Genomic DNA, 17,262 nt, shown 5'->3' with positions numbered 1-17,262 from the left:
TCATCAAGCCTCCTGTTTTTTGAGCAAATCATTATACGTGTGAAATGTTTCCGGATAGACCATTTGGTTCTTTTTCAATAAAAAGATAATCGTATTTTGGAGTGATTTTATTAATGCCTGATTTAAGCTTTCCTGCGCCAATTTCCGGACCTCGTCAACTCCGGGAAAATGCCTGCCCGGCTCAATATAGTCAGCGAGGTAAATGATTTTTTCCAGCAGTGTCATTCCCGGTCTCCCAGATGTATGGTAGCGAATGGCGTCAAGAATCTCCCGGTCAGTGATTCCCGCTTCTGTTTTTGTCAAATAAGCGCCAACAGGTGCATGCCATAGTTCAGGATTATATTCAAGTAAATCGCTGGGAAATCCTTGGTCAATGATGATTCGTTTCATTTCTTCTTTCGGACGAAATTTGGCGTAATCGTGAAATATCGCCGCCAGCTCTGCCTTCTTTTCATCAGCCCGATAGTGCCGCGCCAAGGAGATGGCCGTTTCCATTACCCCCAGCGTATGCTGATACCGATGTTCAGTTAATTGTTCCTTTACAAGCTTTAAAGCCTTTTCACGTTCCATATAAATGATTCTCCTTAATATAGGCAATAACATTGTCAGGCAATAAGTATTTTACGGATTTCCCGTTATGAAGCCGCTCTCTAATCATACTTGACGATATATCGATTACCGGAACATCGACATATTGAACCGGATAATCTGTTTGGCGGCTATAGGATGGCCGTGCGACACCGACAAACTGCACAAGCTTCACAAGTTCATCAATTTTATACCATTTCGGCAAATATTCAATCATATCAGCGCCAATGATGAAGTAAAATTGATGATCGCGATACTTTTCATTGAGCAATTTCATCGTATCAATCGTATAAGACGGTCCTTCTCGTTCGAGCTCAATCGTTTGAATTTGAAAACCAGGATTTCCGCTGACAGCAAGTTTCAACATTTGCAGTCGGTTCTGATCATTGGCAGATTCCGGCTTTTGCTTATGCGGCGGCTCATGATTGGGCATAAACCAGATTTTATCAAGGTGGAGGCTTTCTTGGACCTCACTCGCGATTAACAAATGCCCATAATGTGGCGGGTTAAAGGTGCCGCCCAATATCCCAACCTTCTTCATGTCAGCCCCCCTTTATGGAAGAGTAATTTGTTTATTTTCGGCCGATTCCTTATATAGCACAATCGTATTCCCGATAATTTGGACAATTTCTGCACCCGAACCTTCAGCCAGTTCATCAGCAACGATCGTTTTATCTTCTTCACAGTTTTGCAGCACACTGACTTTAATAAGCTCTCTTGCCTCAAGGGCCTCTGCAATCTGTTTGACCATATTTTCGTTCACTCCGCCTTTGCCCACTTGAAAAATGGGATCTAAATGGTGCGCCTTCGATCGTAAAAATCTTTTTTGCTTACCCGTTAACATGGATTACCTCCTAGTTGTTTTAAAACATTTGCTCGCATTCTTTGTACATCAGGGAAAACTCCTGTCCATTTTTCAAAAGCCAGTGCTCCCTGATAAACAAACATATCAATTCCGTTTTGGATACTTGCTCCTTTTTCCTTGGCTGCCGTTAAAAATTTAGTCGCCAACGGATTGTATATTATATCACAAATCAACGATTGATTCTTTATACTGCTTAATTGCAGCGGCTGTTCTGCCGTTTTTGGGGCCATACCAATCAATGTTGTTTGAACGATCAAATCATATTCCCCTGAATTTTTTCCTGCTTCTGCTAAGCTAAGGGCCGCTGAAGAAACGGTGTATGGGCAATCTGCGATGAGCTGTTCGGCCTTTTCAATTGTCCTGTTGGCCATATCTATCGCCAAAGGTTTTTCTTTTGCCAATGTAAAATAGATGGCCCGCGCAGCACCGCCTGCCCCGATGATTAAAACTTTTTTTCCAGCTACTGTAGAGATGTGGGTCTTTAACCCCTCCAGAAAACCGGGACCATCCGTATTATAACCTTTTAGCCTGCCATTTTCATTGACCACTGTATTTACGGCACCGATGCGGGCGGCTAATTCGTCCACCTCGTCGAGGAAGGGAATGATTGCACTCTTATGCGGTACGGTCACATTAAAGCCGCCCACTCCCATTGCCTTCAGTCCTTTCATGACATCCTGTAAATCTTCTGATTTGACCTGAAAGGGGACGTAGGTGGCATCTATTTGATAAAATGAAAATAAATCATTATGCATTACAGGAGACATTGAGTGCCCAATTGGATCGCCGATAACAGCAAATAGTTTTTTCATTTATTCTCCATCCCATTTTTAGATTAATGACCGCCGTAATACCGTTTGCACACCTCTTGGAACGTAGGCAGCCACCTTTGTTCCCGGTTCATTCACCGTGATCCAGCCTAGACCGGAGAAGACAATATCTGTCTTTGCCTCTTTAATCATGTATTCCTGCCTCACCAGATCCGGAAACGAATCCATTTGTTCCCGCCCTGGAGGTGTTAACATTTCCCCAACATGATTTTTATAAAGCTCCGCTGCTTTGTCTGTTTTTGTTCGATGAATCGTTAATTCATTGGCCAAATAACAAACGAAGGACCTTTTTGGACCGCCACTGATATAATCAAACCGGGCCAATCCCCCAAAAAACAACGTCTGTCCTTCATTTAATTGATACACCTTAGGTTTAATTTCTTTTTTAGGTGTTATCACTTTTAAATCTTGTTTTGTGACAAAGTGGGCCATTTGATGATGGTTAATAATCCCTGGTGTATCGATTAGGGCTCTGCCGTCATCAAGTGGAATTCGAATCATATCCAATGTCGTTCCCGGAAAATGAGAAGTAGTAATCACATCCCCTTCACCTGTAACCTCTTTTATGATACGGTTAATGAACGTCGATTTCCCCACATTGGTGCAGCCTACCACATAGACATCTTTGCCATTGCGCAGTTCATCGATGGATGCTGCCGTTTCCTTCATCATCCAACCTTTTCCGGCGCTTACCAGGAAGACTTCGTCAGGTCTTAAGCCAAGTTCTCTTGACTCATGCTTCAACCACTGAATTAACTTGTTATGCTTTACCGATTTGGGCAATAGATCAAGTTTATTTCCAACCAGGACGACTTTATTTTTGCCGACAAAGCGATGTAAGCCAGGCAGCCAGCTGCCGTTAAAATCAAATATATCGACGATCATGACAATAAGTGCTTCCCTATTGCCTAGTTCATGTAAAATTTTTAAAAAATCATCATCGGTTAAATGAACGTCTTGAATCTCATTATAATGCTTCAAGCGATAGCAGCGTTGGCAAATAATCATTTCCTTTTCAAGCGCAGATGCTGGAGCATAGCCGATTTCTTCCGGATTTTCTGACTGGATCGTAACGCCGCAGCCAATACAAATATGTTGCTGGTTACTCACTGCTTAATCCTCCCACCGTAACATACCTTTTTTCGGAACCAATTCATAATTCTGCGTTCAACAAAACGGTTAAATTTAGTCGCCAAGCCATCGGTCTGGGCAACCGGCACCACCAGGATGGTATGAAAACCGCTCCGATTCCCGCCCAAAACATCGGTTAACAATTGATCGCCGATAACTACGACCTCATCCTTCTGCATCCCCATCTGAGCCAGGGCTTGCTTAAACGCTCTTCCTAAAGGTTTGCGTGCTTGAAAGATAAAGGGAATTTGCAGTGGATCAGCAAATGCCTTGACCCGATCTTCATGATTATTGGAAACAATTGTAACCATGATATTATTTTGCTTTATCTCATCGAACCATTTCACTAACTGTGGTGTCGCACTTGGACGGTCCCATTCCACCAGGGTATTATCCAAATCAGTAATGATTCCTTTTATTCCTCTTGCTTTTAATTTTTCTGGTGATATATCAAGAACACTTTTAAAATGTTCATTCGGTAAAAATTGTTTTAGCACTAAGTTTACACCTCATTATGTAAGTCAAACATTTCTTGTACCATTCTATCCAATTTTATCCTCTGTTTCAAAGGATATAGTTCATTTTAATCAACAGTGTAATTTTTTTCATCACCCGATTTGTCTTTGCAATCGGGATTCCAATTAATTATGGCATTTCTATGAATTTTTGTAAAAAATTTTTCGACAAAAATCATCCTTTTCATCACCTGTGGATAAAGTTATTAACATTATACCCATTGAATCATACAGATCTCACCCGTTTATAAACAATTTAACCACAAGTTATCCACCTTCTTTTGTGGATAACTAGAACGATTGTTCTAGTTGAATAAATTTGGTAGATTAAGGGTACACCAATGGAATGTACTATTTTATGAATCTTTTCCGATTTTTAGAACCTTTAATTTATGAATGGAGGTGAACCCCGACATGCAGAGACTGTCGGATGAATTATTAATCGAGTCTTATTATAAAGCGAAAGAACTAAAATTAAGCCAAGATTTTATTCAACTGATTGAATCTGAAATTCGCCGCCGGTCCTTATATCATAAAATAAAACTAACTTCCTAAGCTGCCCGTAAAGGGCGCTTCTTTTTTTGGGCGCATCTTTCAATGTTATAAGAAAAAACTAATACATGTCTTAATGCTCCACTTTCTTTAACTGTAACGTACCCATTTTTTCGCCCACTTTAATTTCTTTTGGTGTGCGAATGGATGGGTCCACCTGAAAGATTCCTGGCTCAAATAATAAAACTACCGTTGACCCAAAACTAAAATAAGCTATTTCTTCACCCTTTTGCAATTCAGTACCCCGAAAGGTTGTTTCAATAGAATTAACAAACATCGCCCCCACTTTGACAATGGCAACATGGCCGGCCGACGTTTTAACTTCGGTAATTACCCGATAATTCTTGGCCAGTGTACGAACGCCATATTTTATCCCCCATTTATTTACCGGATAAGATTTTCTGCCTAGCGTCCATTGCTTAGTCACAATACCATCAACAGGACTATGAATCCGATGATAATGACTCGGGCTTAAATAGAGGATCATATATGTCCCATTTAGATATTTTGATACCACGTCACGGTCACTAAGCATTTCTTCGATAGAATAGGGTTTTCCCTTGACAATCATTTCGTTTGTTTCTGTAATCCGCCCAAAATCTTCGATCACGGCATCGACGGGGCTGACTACTGAATCCATCGTTTGATCAATCGCTCTGGCATCCTTTTTCAACTGTCTAATAAATAAATCATGGAGTGTAGGGTAATCTCGTAAACCTTTCACCATTTCCGCTTGATTCAGATGATATACTTTCGCAAATGACGGTACCACCACCCGGCTGATTCGAGAACGGGTGAATTTCTTTAAAATTGCCGATGACCACCTGCCATTGGTTAATTCAATTAGAAGACGATAAAAAAACTGAAGCATGAAATGACCCTCCAAAAAGTGTAAAAATACTCTTTACGAATAGACATAAAAGTTTTAGAATTAAATAATATAGAATAAAGCAAAACTGCCAAATATTTCCCTCCCTGTAAAGAAAGGAGTGGTTAGGAGAAGTGTTTTTATTGGATGTATTGGACCAAACGATTAAAAAATTGAAATCACAAACGGCCAATGTCATGACCTTGATTAATTTATCGTTAGGCGGATTTGCCATTGTGTTTGGTTTACATGGGAACTTACGGTTAAGCTTGTTGCTCATTTTTATTGCTGCCTTGGCTGACCGATTCGACGGAATGATTGCCCGCAAATTTAATATTGAATCCGAGCTTGGCAAGCAGCTGGATTCCATGAGTGATATTATATCATTTGGAGTAGCTCCTGCACTATTACTTTACCAAGGAATTTTACATGAATTCGGCGGACCTGGTTCATTCTTTACTGTTTTTTACATTGGCTGCGGTGCCTTTCGCCTGGCAAGATTTAATATTACGGAAAGTAATGGTTACTTTACCGGGCTGCCAATCACGGCTGCCGGCTGCCTTGCCACCCTTAGTTTTTTAGCGATACCTTATCTTCCGCCCCAAACGTTCTTATTTACGATTATCATTTTATCTTTCTTAATGGTTAGTACCTTTAGGCTAAAAAAAGTTTAATTTTAATCAGCTATTCAATCTTATCCTGAAAAAGACTTACTGGGTTTCAGTGCCTGGTAGGTCTTTTATTTTATTTTAAAACAGTTGCCTAAATAAAATTACTGGGACAGACACAATTTTCCGTTTTTTTCATAGGAATTAATATTAGGCTAATACCTAAGTTACGGGGGGGATACGGATGTCAGGAATCTTAACGGCGCTTGGCTATTTAATGAAAGAGTTTTTATTTCTTGTATCGTATGTTAAGAATAATGCCTTTCCGCAGCCCCTATCCGCCGCAGAAGAAAGAAAGTATTTACGGTTAATGGCAGAAGGGGACCCGCACGCCCGCAATATGTTAATTGAACATAATTTACGCCTCGTAGCGCATATTGTCAAAAAGTTTGAAAATACCGGGGAAGATTCAGAAGACCTGATCTCTATTGGGACAATTGGTCTGATTAAAGCGATTGAAAGCTATTCTGAAGGTAAAGGGACAAAGCTGGCCACATACGCTGCCCGCTGTATTGAAAATGAAATTTTGATGCATTTACGAGCGCTGAAGAAAACAAAAAAAGATGTTTCATTACATGATCCAATCGGACAGGATAAAGAGGGCAACGAAATTTCCTTAATTGACGTGCTAAAATCGGAATCAGAGGACGTTATTGATACGATTCAGTTAAATATGGAGCTTGAAAAAATAAAAAAATATATCGAAGTGCTCGATAATCGGGAGAAGGAAGTAATTATTGGCCGTTTTGGTCTTGACCTGCAAAAAGAAAAAACACAGCGGGAAATTGCCAAAGAACTGGGTATTTCCCGCAGCTATGTTTCGAGAATTGAAAAGCGGGCTCTTATGAAAATGTTCCATGAATTTTACCGGGCTGAAAAAGAGCGAAAGAAAAAATAAAAAGCGCAAGCGCCTTGGTTACACTGACGAAGCATTCCTTGTGGAGCTGGATTCGAATTAAAAGGAGCCAGATTATTCTAGCTCCTTTTTACCATTGCTCAAAAGATTGATCCATTTTTCGCCACCATCGACTGACTCATAGACATCATTTTTATAAGTTGAAAAGGCTATTTGTTTTTTATTTTTCGGATTCACTGCTAAATAAGTAATCGGATTATCGTAATCGAGAAATGGAAAGCTAAGCGTTGTTTGATTACCTGTTACCGGATCTAACCTTTTTAACAGGATTTTATTCTCTTCGACACTGGAGAATAACAGGGAATCGCCGAGAAAGGTGACAGCTGTAACCATAAATGGATCAGTAACAAGTTTCATTGTATTGCCATTGTCGGTTGAATAATAAATTCCTGACCTCGTAGCCATTGCGATTATATCCCCCTTTTCCGGGTGGACGGCAATCATTCCCAATGAATCCGCTTGAAACCCTTTGAGCTTACTCACTTGCCAATTTTGACCATTATCCTTGGAATAATTCACCCCTTGGCTTAACTGTTCAAGCGGTTTTTCATTTATCATATAAATATCAGGACCTGCATAACCAGCAGCTAAAAAGTGAAAATTTGCCTTCCCATAAAATGCAACTGGCTCCATGCTTTTTCCTTTATTATTGCTTTTCATAATGCCCAACGGGTCTTTATAGCCTGTTCCCTTTTGTGGGTGGCCGCTTGCGATAAACCCGGTATTTACCGCTTGAAAACCAATATACTGGTGTCGATTAGCCGTTGATTCAAACCACTTTCCTGCCCTGTATATGATTAAACCTTCATTTGAGGCAAGATAAAGCCCTGCATCATTTCCGGGATAGCCGATGCCATAGATTCGGCTTAGCTTAAACGCTTTCGTTTCTTTTATTTCATAATTCACTTTGGCTTTTGCATGATTGCCGCCAGCGGGTTTAGAATCTTGCCCGCTTTTATTCGTACAGCCGGCAGCGATTAGTAAGACTATCGATATTAAACTAAACAGTAAACTCTTTTTCACCTGTAATCCCTCCGGTAATCCTCATCCTTCCACTTATACCGTAGTATTGCTGCAGATGTCAAATAATCCGAATCATTTTCTCCGCTTAAGCCTATGCAATTAATATCCAGTTACATATATTATGAAATAAGAAAGGGGGAGAGGGGGTTTCCACATGGCCTATGGATATCCGTACCCTTCCTACGGTTACTTTGCACCATATAGAGGCTGCGGGTGGGGCGGTATATGGATTGCAGTCGTCATCGTTCTGTTTATCCTTTTAGTAATTTTTGGAGCCTGGTGGTGGTATGCATCCTTTTATTAACATCATTACTGCTTATGCGGTATGCATAAGCTATTATTTTGGCAAAATTTAGCTGTAGATTTTTTTGATCATTCCTACATGTAACACTTACTGAAGAATAAATGGAAAGAGACTGTCCTGATTGGTGCCTGACACCATGACCTTTCGGACAGCCTCTTTTACTTATTCCAGATCATATTTTCAATAAAAATACGGGTGCTTTCTATGCCTCTGCACTGATCTCAGCCGAAATGACACATCCAATCACTCCGGTAATGACGAAAGCCATCACTACTAAGAACATATATCTCCACCCCTTTGACAGATCCTGTGTACCTTAAATTTATCATATATTCACAGTATCTACCTTTTGGAGATGTGAACATTTTGTTAACATAGTGTCTTATTTCTTAGCAAACCGAACAATTTATGATAGTATTAGTATTTTTTCTTCCCTTTAAAAATCAGGGATAATAATAAAATATGCAATGGCATTATTTATTCACCCCCAGTAAGTTCTCCTTAGGCTAGGTGGTATCTTTCATACCCCATATGCTATCTCCACGGCCTTTCAACTTAAACATCATTATAAAAACCACCTTTCTTTCGTTTATTTTGTTGGACATTACATGATTCGATACATGGTCATTTGACGCTCTTTATGCGCTTCATAGAGTTTCTCCACCATTTCCTGATGGATTGCTTCTTCTTGACTTATTTTACGTTTTGTAATTGTGATCGTCATAAATAAAATATTCAAGGTCATTTTTATCACTTCCTTTAAATCAAAGCCATTACATAATATGATGAATGGACATTTGACGGTCTCTGTATTGCTCATAGAGCTTATCAACCATTTCCTGCTGAATAGCTTCCTCATAACTTACTTTACGTTTTCTGATTGTAATCGAGAAAAATAAAATGTTCAGAGTCATTTAGAATCACCTCCTTAAATTCTTTCAACTTATTTACAATTGCCAGCTTATGCAAGGCGGATCCCTTTGAGCCCCCCAGTTGGTAAGCTATCATTTGCTTTTTAGCAATACTCCCCCTTTTCCCAACAAAAGGGCACAAAAAAGCCGCAAGAAGTCACTCCCTGCGGCAGTTTTTTAGACACAAAAATACCGCAAGGCGTCATTCTCCCTGCGGCATGGATATGTAAAATAACTAAAAGCTTAGGCAATCCATTCCAATCCGGTCGAATGAGTGATCTTCGAATATAAAGTTTTACCAGTTCCATTAGTTCCAGTTACGCCATTTACTAAAATCATCTTCTTCGACCTCCTTTTGGAATTTTTTACTTACTACGGTAAGTATAACCACTTTTTACCTCATTGTAAACCATTTTTTTAAAAGTATTTTTGTGAACTTAAAAAAAGGGGTGTCAGGCACATTTTTCTGGTGCCTGACACCCACTAGTTTTCTATTTTAGCGCAGCGACCATTTTCATCACCAATGTGGCGGAATTGGTTGCTGCTTTATCAATAAATTGATCAAATGAGATCTCGGATTGTTTGCCGGCAATATCTGATAGCGAGCGAATGATCACAAATGGAACAGCAAAGCAGTGGGCTACTTGGGCAATGGCTGCAGCCTCCATCTCAACTGCCAGGACATGCTCAAATTTCGTTTGAATAAATTTTACGCGTTCAGGATCGTCCATAAAGGAGTCACCCGAGGCAATTAAACCTCTAACGACTTGAAAATGATCCAGTTCCTTTGCTGCAGCTTCAGCGATCGAAATTAATTTCTCGTCTGCCAAAAAGGCAGCAGGGAGCTGAGGAACCTGACCATATTCATAATCAAATGCAGTTACATCGACATCATGATGGCGAACCTCAGTTGATATTACTGCATCTCCGACATTGAGTTCCGGATTCGTCCCACCGGCCGAACCAGTATTGATAATTAAGTCAGGCTTATATTTTTCAAGTAAAATGGTGGTGGACATGGCAGCGTTTACCTTGCCAATACCTGAACGCAAAAGAATGACATCTGTTTCATGTAATTTTCCAAAGGTAAATTCACAGCCCGCTATCGTTTCTTCAGATCGTCCCTTGATATGATCTCTTAATAAGCTCACTTCTTCTTCCATTGCTCCGATGATTGCAATTTTCATTGTTACCCTCCGCTGTTATCTATCAATCTTGGCTAATTCTTCAACTTTTGTTGGGACCCAGCCTTCCCCGTCAACCCATTTAATGTAGACCCTATACTTTTGCTGCTTGTCTTTAGAGGAGACCGTCCCGATTGAGGCATTTGTCGTACTACGATCTCTCCCTAAAAACCAAACAATCATATTGTTTTGATCTAAACCCGTTGCATAAGTAATTGCATTTAACATTTCCTGCCAATCTACTGAGTTGGAATTGTACACTGGCGTATGTTGACCTGTTTGCGAGGTTCCAACTGGTTTCCATGCAGGATTTTCAATGGTCCGGATGACATTTGCGGAACTGCCCCCGTCAGAAACAACTGCCTGCGAAGAATCTGTCCCCTCGGTTGAGGCCTCTTCTGCTTGTTCATTATTTTGTTGTTGATCATTTTGCGTAGTCTCATTTTCATCGCCGGTATCTTCTTTCGCTGCCTCTTCTGTTTTAGCAGACTCTTGATTTAACGCTGTATCATCAGTCTTTTTTTCATTTTTTACTTGTTCCGTTTTTGGTTTTTGTTTTGGCTGGGAAGTGTTGTCACTATCACCAGAAGCAAAAATATTATAAGCAACAAAGATGATTAATGCGAGTACTATGATGATCAGGCTATTTAAAATAAGATTTGTTTTTCTTCGTTTAGCCCTGTAGCCAGAACGTGAATGTTGATTTAAATCATTATTCATGTAACTCTCCTCCTAAAAACTAGGCTGTGAATATTCTAACATGAATTGCACAGAACTTGAAGGAATATCCTTCATTTGTCCTGAAAATGGAAAAAGCCGTAAGCTTGTTAGCATAACGGCAGCATTTTTTATCAACTAAACTTTGTTTTAATTGTCTTTTTCATATAGAGCTTTTACCATATCAGCGAACAAAAGATTGACTCCACCTTCACTATCTGCTACATCCAAATTAACCGTTACTAAAGCGTATTTCGGGTGTTGGTAGGGAAAATAACCGGCGAACCACTTGTTATGGAGCTGTTTTCCGTCCTTATATTTCCCAGTTTCAGCGGTTCCCGACTTCCCCGCTACATCATAGGGCAGACCTTTAAACCATTTGCCGGTACCATTGGGATTAACGACCACCTCACGTAATAATTTTTGTAATTTCATTGCCGTATAGGGTGAGATGGTTTCTCCTTCCAGATCTTTCTCTGAAAAATCCACCATCGTCGTACCGTTTTTGTATTCAATTTTGGAGACAACCCGCACCATTTCTTTTTGACCACCTCTGGCAATCGTGGCCATCATATTGGCAGCGGCCAACGGAGTAGCCCGTACTTCATGCTGGCCGATTCCCGACATGGCTGCAAGGTTGGCATCCTTTCTCGCCTCGTCAGACAAAAATACACGCCCCTTATCCTCATCCGTCAACTGTTTAAAATCACTTGTATGATAAATATCTCCTCGCCATCCGACTGATCCGGTTAAGGACAACTTAGTTGCAAATTCCTCTAATATATTCGGATCCTTTTTTTGCAGTTCTTTGGCCAATTCTCCAAAGGTCCGGTTACAGCTTCTGGCAAAGCTATCAGTAAAATTCAATAGTCCGTAATGATATTTCCGCTCTGGTTTGCCATTGATTTTTTGGCTGCAATTAAAAAGGCGGTTGGGGTTGTCTACATTATGTTCGAGCGCTGCCGCGGCGACCACTGTCTTAAATACCGATCCGAGGATTTGCTGCTTTAACATTTGATTCGTTAATCCAGAACCATTATAGGGATCCTTTTTGTTGATTGCCGGCCGCGAAACCAGTGCCAGCACACTGTTATCTTCTATATTGAGAAGGACTAAACCACCCTTTTTTATCTGATATCGATCAACTAGCTCCTCGGCTTTTTGCTGGATGGTTTTATCAATAGTGGTGCGGATATTGACCGGATAGAAGGGGTTGGCCGGATCGACATACTTGACATTGATCCCAAATAACGGTGCGCCAACGCCATCCACATGAAAAATCAGCTTCGATTTTCCTTCGGGAAGAAGAAATTCATCAAAGCTTTCTTCAAGTCCTGAAATCCCGATTAACGTTTTCTCTGAAAGTTCTTTATCAGGATAGCGTTTTTTTAATTCCTCAGCATTTTCTCCTGTAAGTCCTATTAGCTGTTCGGATGGTACCTTTGTCCGTTCATATTTTTTTTCAACCGCAAAGACGCCGGGGATCATTAACGCGTTCACTTGATCCATTTGCCTACTTGTTAGCTCCATTGGATCCGGTTCACCGTAAGCAAACGGCTTTTTCGCTGAATTAACAGCCGACAACAGTGAATCTGCCGGGATTTTAGTAATCTCAGCAACCTTTTCCACCTGCCAATCCATTTTTTTTAAAAAAGGAAACAAAACTAGCACATTTGCCTGTTTATGAGTCAGCGGCTGACCATTTCGATCAGAGAAATTTCCCCTGCCATTGTCAAGCATCAATTCCTGGGTCCGCTGTTTGACACTTTCCTCAAGTAAATTTAGATGATGTTGCGAAAAATTTTCTGTCTTGAACAATTGAATTTGCATTAATCGAGCCAAGAATAGAAAAAAAATAAAGCTGAAGATAAAAAGCAAGCCCAGCGTTCGTCTTCGCCACATAAAAAAACACCTCGTCAAAAGTTTTGACGAGGTTTCCTGTTTTCAAACAACTTCCCTTATTTAATCGATACAATTTTAACAGTCATTTCTCCCCCAGGAGTTTGCACGGTAACTTCTTCGCCTACTTTTCTGCCCAACAGGCTTTTGGCAATGGGCGAATCGTTGGAGATTTTCCCCTCAAATGGATCCGCTTCGGCACTTCCGACAATGATATAAGTCTCTTCTTCGCCATCCGGAAGCTCTACAAACGTCACAGAACTGCCCAATGTAACCGAATCGCCGGCAAGTTCACCTTCAGCGATAATTTTGGCGTTGCGAATCATGTTTTCTATTGTCGTAATTCTGCCTTCAACAAATGCTTGTTCTTCTTTCGCAGAGTCGTACTCGGAGTTTTCAGATAGGTCACCAAAACTCCGGGCAATTTTTATTCTTTCAACTACTTCTTTACGCTTCACTGTTTTTAAATATTCAAGTTCTTGTTCAAGTTTTTCTTTTCCAGCCTGTGTCATTGGAAATTCTTTTTCTGCAGCCAAAATCCTCACTCCTTCTAGTCTTCACAATCCCCCATTAGAATTGTGGTATCAATCTGAATTTATTTGCTTATCAGCATAATACATAGTGCGCGTCCTTTTCATCAGGGCGCGCAAGCTTATCATCCATTCAAGGATTCTTTTTTCTTATCTTTTGCTATTGTTTCACAAAAATGACTTTTGTTCAAGAATTGTTTGAATTTTTGTCACCATCAAATCGATCGCAACATGATTCTGACCGCCCTCAGGGATAATAATATCTGCATATCGTTTTGTTGGTTCCACAAACTGATTATGCATCGGTCTTACTACATTCGTATATTGGTCGATCACTGAATCAAAGCTGCGCCCGCGCTCTTTAATATCGCGGGTTAAGCGGCGGATAATTCGAATATCAGCATCCGTATCAACAAATAGTTTTATATCCATTAAATTTCTTAGCCGCTCATCCTCAAGAACTAAAATCCCTTCAATAATGATAACTTCCTTTGGTTCCACATGGATGACTTGATTAGAACGAGTATGAAGGGCATAGTCATAAACTGGCTTTTCAATCGGTTCATAACGCAACAGCTTCTTAATATGCGCTATCAGCAAATCATTATCAAACGCCAGCGGATGATCATAATTTGTTTTTAACCGCTCCTCAAACGGCAAATGACTTTGATCCTTATAATAATAATCCTGTTCAATCACTAAAATCGAATGATCTTTAAAGCTTTCATAAATGGCCTTTGTTACGCTGGTTTTTCCTGAGCCGGAGCCGCCGGAAACACCGATAACCACCGGTTTACGCATCACTAGTTCCCCTTTCGCATCATGTTGTTAGGATAAACCGGTTTATCTAACTTAAATTGAACGATTTGCAGTGGATGTCTGGCGGCATCCAGTTCCTGACCTTTTTCATCCCAAATTTTTTCGATAACATGGGTGAAGTTTTCAATTTCCGGTCCAAAGAATTCCACTTCATCCCCCGGTCTGAAATGATTTCGCTGCTGTAAGGTCACCATTTGCGTTTCTTGATTATAATCCAACACAAGACCGACAAATTCGTAACTAGTCTTCTTGCTATGATTACCAAACATCTGCTCTTTATACCCTGGGACACCTTCGAAAAACGCCGGGGCCGTCTCCCGATTAGCACACTTATCCAGTTCCTTCAGCCATTCTTGTTTAATCTCAAAATTGTCGGGGTCCGCACAGTACGTATCAATCACTTTTCGGTATACACTGACAACCGTTGCAATATAATGAATCGACTTCATCCGGCCCTCGATTTTCAAGCTGTCAATACCAAGCTCAATCATTTTCGGAATCGACTGAATCAGATTCAGATCCTTCGGGCTCATCGCAAATGGCGCATCACCTTCGGCAAACAGAGGCACCTCCTGATCACTGCCTTCGAGACGATAAAGATCATAATCCCAACGGCAGGACTGGCAGCAGCCGCCGCGGTTGGAATCCCGTGCAGTCATATGGTTACTCAAGACACAACGGCCGGAATAGGCTATACACATGGCACCATGAATAAAGGTTTCGATCTCAATGTCTACCTTTTCCTTCATTTCACGTATCTCATCAGCACTTGTTTCACGAGCTAACACCACCCGCTCCAAGCCCTCTTGCTGCCAGAATTGGATTGCCTTCCAATTGGAAAGCGATTGTTGTGTACTCAAGTGAACTTCAATTTCAGGTGCCACCCGGCGGCATGTTTCAATAATAAGAGGGTCCGCCACAATAATTCCGGCCACGCCTGCCTCTTTTAAGCCAAGCATGTATTCTTCCAAGCCGGGAATATTCTCATTATGGGCATATATGTTTGTCGTCACATAAATCTTTGCCCCGTATTGTTTCGCAAACTCTACGCCTTCTTTGATTTCTTCTAATGTGAAGTTATCTGCGTTGGACCTGAGACCATATTCCTGCCCGCCAATAAAGACAGCATCGGCTCCATAATGAACGGCAATTTTTAATTTTTCCAGATTGCCTGCTGGAGCAAGGAGTTCCGGCTTCTTTACAATCACACGCTTTCCATCAATCATTTCAGAAATCCGATCTTTCACTGTATTCATCGTTGAGCCCCTCCTTTTAATAGACTGTTTCTTTGAAAAAGAATCCTGTATCCAACGGACGGTTAGCCGGTTGAATTTCTTCAATTTTTTCAAGCAGCTCGTCCTTTTTATCTTCATATAAATCGGGGTTCTCGAAATATAAATCAATGGCTTCCCGATAAATCTTTGTGACAGCTAGAATATATCCCGGACTCTTTAAAATTCCATCAATCTTAAACGAATCAACACCTGCTTCGAGCATGTCTTGAAGTTCATCAATTATGCATATATCATTCGGGCTCATGATATGGGTTCCATTGTCATCTTCAAAAATCGGATATTTATTTCCCCGTTCCTTATCATGTAAAAACATATCTTTTTGCTGTTTATGATTTTCGACTTCCATTACTTTCCCTTGGTATTCAAAATAATTGCCAAGCAAAGATCGTTTTGATTGGAACATACAGCTCATTCCGTGGACTTGGACCTCAATCTCCACTTCTGCCTGTTCTTTCGTTTCGATAATGGCATCCATGTTAATTTCTCGGGCTAGTACCGCACGTTTAGCACCTTTACGCCCCCAATAATTACACGTATACCAGTTTGTTCCTGTTGTTTCTGTGCTCCAATGAAGCTTCATTTCCGGAGCAACTTCCCGGGCCGTCATTAATACGGCAGGATCGCCAAAAATGACGGCATCCGCGTTTACACTGGAAACAAATCGTAAGTACTCAGCTAATTCCTCCACTTTTTCGTTATGAAAAATGGCATTCATGGCAACATAGACTTTTTTTCCGTTAGCGTGAGCAAGAGCAATCGCTTTTGCCACATCTTCCCGGTTAAATTCTCCGGCAAGTCTTAAACCATATCTTTGTTCACCGATAACAAAAGCATCTGCACCCGCCTCCACTAATGGCACTATATCATCAACAGAAATGGGTGTCACGAGTAATTCCGGTTTCGTCAATTTCTCTCACCTCTCCTTTTGCTTACAGTTACACCGTCCCCCACGGGCAGAATAACGGAATCATAATCAGGATGGTTCATCAACCAACGGTTAAATTCAGCAATCTTCTTGACAAGATTCCGCGTTCTTTTGTTTTCAATCTTTGGTTCTGCCACAAGTCCCTTAAACAATACATTATCGGTAATCATTAATCCGTCCTTGTTTAAATACTTGGCATATAACTGAAAAAACTTTTTATATTGTCCTTTAGCCGCATCAATAAAAATGGCATCAAATGGGGCATGTCCACTGATTTCCTGTTCAACTTCAAGCGCATCTCCTTCAATCAAGCTGATTTGCTGACTATGCTTAGAACGTTGGATAAATTCTCGAGCCTGCCCAATCCGCTCGATATCCCGCTCAATCGTCACAATCCGAGCATTAGGAAGAGTCTCTGCCATTCGAAGGGCCGAATAGCCGATCGCCGTGCCTATCTCAAGGATGTTCTTAGCTTGCTGAATCCGAAGCAGCTGCAGCATCGTTTCGATTCCGGCCAGCTCCATAATAGGGATGCCATGTAATTGGGCGAACTGCTCCATTTCCATAAATAATGGATTGCGTTCAGGAATTAACCCGTTAATATATAAATGCAGCTTCTCATTTAACAAGCTGCCTTCACCTCAATCCTTAAATCAATTCTTGCCAAAACACCGCTCTTTAGACATGAAAAAAAGCGTTCACAGAAAAAACGTACAACCGTT

Annotated in this window: 21 protein-coding genes and 1 pseudogene; 4 read left to right on the top strand and 18 right to left on the bottom strand. The window is 40.7% G+C overall.

What is annotated here, in order from left to right; genetic code table 11:
• Positions 1–3 precede the first annotated feature (3 nt).
• The 6 genes and pseudogenes from yqeK to RCG24_RS01570 form a co-directional block, all read right to left on the bottom strand.
• Positions 4–570, bottom strand: coding sequence for a bis(5'-nucleosyl)-tetraphosphatase (symmetrical) YqeK (yqeK, locus tag RCG24_RS01595; RefSeq protein WP_308078150.1), 567 nt, complete (start codon positions 568–570; stop codon positions 4–6).
• Positions 560–1,129 carry a nicotinate-nucleotide adenylyltransferase gene (locus RCG24_RS01590; protein WP_308078149.1) on the bottom strand — a complete coding sequence of 190 codons (570 nt, stop codon included), beginning with the start codon at positions 1,127–1,129 and terminating at the stop codon, positions 560–562. The genes yqeK and RCG24_RS01590 overlap by 11 nt, the downstream gene beginning before the upstream one ends.
• A gap of 12 nt (positions 1,130–1,141) precedes the next feature.
• A complete protein-coding gene (gene yhbY, locus RCG24_RS01585) occupies positions 1,142–1,432 on the bottom strand; it encodes a ribosome assembly RNA-binding protein YhbY (protein ID WP_202652454.1) in 291 nt (96 codons plus the stop codon).
• Positions 1,426–2,265 carry a shikimate dehydrogenase gene (aroE, locus tag RCG24_RS01580; protein ID WP_308078148.1) on the bottom strand — a complete coding sequence of 280 codons (840 nt, stop codon included), beginning with the start codon at positions 2,263–2,265 and terminating at the stop codon, positions 1,426–1,428. The genes yhbY and aroE overlap by 7 nt, the downstream gene beginning before the upstream one ends.
• An 18-nt stretch (positions 2,266–2,283) precedes the next feature.
• Complete coding sequence (yqeH, locus tag RCG24_RS01575) at positions 2,284–3,393, bottom strand: ribosome biogenesis GTPase YqeH (protein ID WP_202652450.1); 1,110 nt, start codon at positions 3,391–3,393, stop codon at positions 2,284–2,286.
• A gap of 3 nt (positions 3,394–3,396) precedes the next feature.
• Positions 3,397–3,911, bottom strand: a pseudogene (locus RCG24_RS01570) (YqeG family HAD IIIA-type phosphatase).
• Positions 3,912–4,343: 432 nt separating this feature from the next.
• On the opposite strand from RCG24_RS01570, the gene RCG24_RS01565 reads away from it, so the two are divergent.
• Positions 4,344–4,484, top strand: a complete 141-nt coding sequence (locus RCG24_RS01565; RefSeq protein ID WP_202652446.1) for a sporulation histidine kinase inhibitor Sda — start codon at positions 4,344–4,346, stop codon at positions 4,482–4,484.
• A 70-nt stretch (positions 4,485–4,554) separates the two neighbouring features.
• Here RCG24_RS01565 and RCG24_RS01560 read toward each other — a convergent pair whose 3' ends face one another.
• Positions 4,555–5,352, bottom strand: a complete 798-nt coding sequence (locus RCG24_RS01560; RefSeq protein ID WP_308078147.1) for a phosphatidylserine decarboxylase — start codon at positions 5,350–5,352, stop codon at positions 4,555–4,557.
• Positions 5,353–5,483: 131 nt separating this feature from the next.
• On the opposite strand from RCG24_RS01560, the gene pssA reads away from it, so the two are divergent.
• Positions 5,484–6,023 (top strand): CDP-diacylglycerol--serine O-phosphatidyltransferase, encoded by a 540-nt coding sequence (gene pssA / locus RCG24_RS01555; protein ID WP_202652442.1) that lies wholly within the window; start codon positions 5,484–5,486, stop codon positions 6,021–6,023.
• 178 nt (positions 6,024–6,201) lie between these two features.
• Positions 6,202–6,915, top strand: coding sequence for an RNA polymerase sporulation sigma factor SigK (gene sigK / locus RCG24_RS01550; RefSeq protein ID WP_308078146.1), 714 nt, complete (start codon positions 6,202–6,204; stop codon positions 6,913–6,915).
• Between the two features lie 72 nt (positions 6,916–6,987).
• Here the strand turns inward: sigK and RCG24_RS01545 are convergent, their stop codons facing one another.
• Positions 6,988–7,956, bottom strand: a complete 969-nt coding sequence (locus RCG24_RS01545) for a F510_1955 family glycosylhydrolase (RefSeq protein WP_308078145.1) — start codon at positions 7,954–7,956, stop codon at positions 6,988–6,990.
• 154 nt (positions 7,957–8,110) lie between these two features.
• On the opposite strand from RCG24_RS01545, the gene RCG24_RS01540 reads away from it, so the two are divergent.
• Positions 8,111–8,260 (top strand): sporulation protein YjcZ, encoded by a 150-nt coding sequence (locus RCG24_RS01540; protein ID WP_202652427.1) that lies wholly within the window; start codon positions 8,111–8,113, stop codon positions 8,258–8,260.
• A 604-nt stretch (positions 8,261–8,864) separates the two neighbouring features.
• Here RCG24_RS01540 and RCG24_RS01535 read toward each other — a convergent pair.
• From RCG24_RS01535 to RCG24_RS01490, 10 genes are all read right to left on the bottom strand, one after another.
• The gene (locus RCG24_RS01535; protein ID WP_202652425.1) at positions 8,865–9,005 is read right to left on the bottom strand and encodes a YrzI family small protein; all 141 of its coding nucleotides are present in this window, start codon (positions 9,003–9,005) and stop codon (positions 8,865–8,867) included.
• 28 nt (positions 9,006–9,033) lie between these two features.
• Positions 9,034–9,174, bottom strand: coding sequence for a YrzI family small protein (locus RCG24_RS01530; protein WP_202652423.1), 141 nt, complete (start codon positions 9,172–9,174; stop codon positions 9,034–9,036).
• Between the two features lie 488 nt (positions 9,175–9,662).
• Positions 9,663–10,358, bottom strand: coding sequence for a 5'-methylthioadenosine/S-adenosylhomocysteine nucleosidase (gene mtnN, locus RCG24_RS01525; protein WP_202652421.1), 696 nt, complete (start codon positions 10,356–10,358; stop codon positions 9,663–9,665).
• 15 nt (positions 10,359–10,373) lie between these two features.
• A complete protein-coding gene (locus tag RCG24_RS01520) occupies positions 10,374–11,075 on the bottom strand; it encodes a YrrS family protein (RefSeq protein WP_202652419.1) in 702 nt (233 codons plus the stop codon).
• Between the two features lie 147 nt (positions 11,076–11,222).
• Positions 11,223–12,974 carry a peptidoglycan D,D-transpeptidase FtsI family protein gene (locus tag RCG24_RS01515; protein ID WP_202652417.1) on the bottom strand — a complete coding sequence of 584 codons (1,752 nt, stop codon included), beginning with the start codon at positions 12,972–12,974 and terminating at the stop codon, positions 11,223–11,225.
• A gap of 56 nt (positions 12,975–13,030) precedes the next feature.
• Entirely contained in the window at positions 13,031–13,507 is a 477-nt protein-coding gene (gene greA / locus RCG24_RS01510; protein ID WP_202652415.1) for a transcription elongation factor GreA, read from the bottom strand.
• A 162-nt stretch (positions 13,508–13,669) separates the two neighbouring features.
• Positions 13,670–14,305: a uridine kinase gene (gene udk / locus RCG24_RS01505; RefSeq protein ID WP_202652413.1), complete on the bottom strand. Its 636-nt coding sequence runs from the start codon at positions 14,303–14,305 to the stop codon at positions 13,670–13,672.
• The gene (locus RCG24_RS01500; RefSeq protein ID WP_202652411.1) at positions 14,305–15,576 is read right to left on the bottom strand and encodes a peptidase U32 family protein; all 1,272 of its coding nucleotides are present in this window, start codon (positions 15,574–15,576) and stop codon (positions 14,305–14,307) included. The genes udk and RCG24_RS01500 overlap by 1 nt, the downstream gene beginning before the upstream one ends.
• A gap of 16 nt (positions 15,577–15,592) precedes the next feature.
• Positions 15,593–16,522, bottom strand: a complete 930-nt coding sequence (locus tag RCG24_RS01495; protein WP_202652409.1) for a peptidase U32 family protein — start codon at positions 16,520–16,522, stop codon at positions 15,593–15,595.
• Positions 16,519–17,169, bottom strand: coding sequence for an O-methyltransferase (locus RCG24_RS01490; RefSeq protein WP_202652407.1), 651 nt, complete (start codon positions 17,167–17,169; stop codon positions 16,519–16,521). Before RCG24_RS01490 ends, RCG24_RS01495 begins: the two co-directional genes overlap by 4 nt.
• Positions 17,170–17,262: the final 93 nt, after the last annotated feature.

It is taken from the genome of Neobacillus sp. OS1-32 (genome assembly GCF_030915425.1).
Taxonomy (GTDB): Bacteria; Bacillota; Bacilli; order Bacillales; family Cytobacillaceae; genus Neobacillus; species Neobacillus paridis.
Note: the sequence above shows the minus strand (reverse complement) of the source record. Positions and strands in the feature narration are given on the sequence as shown.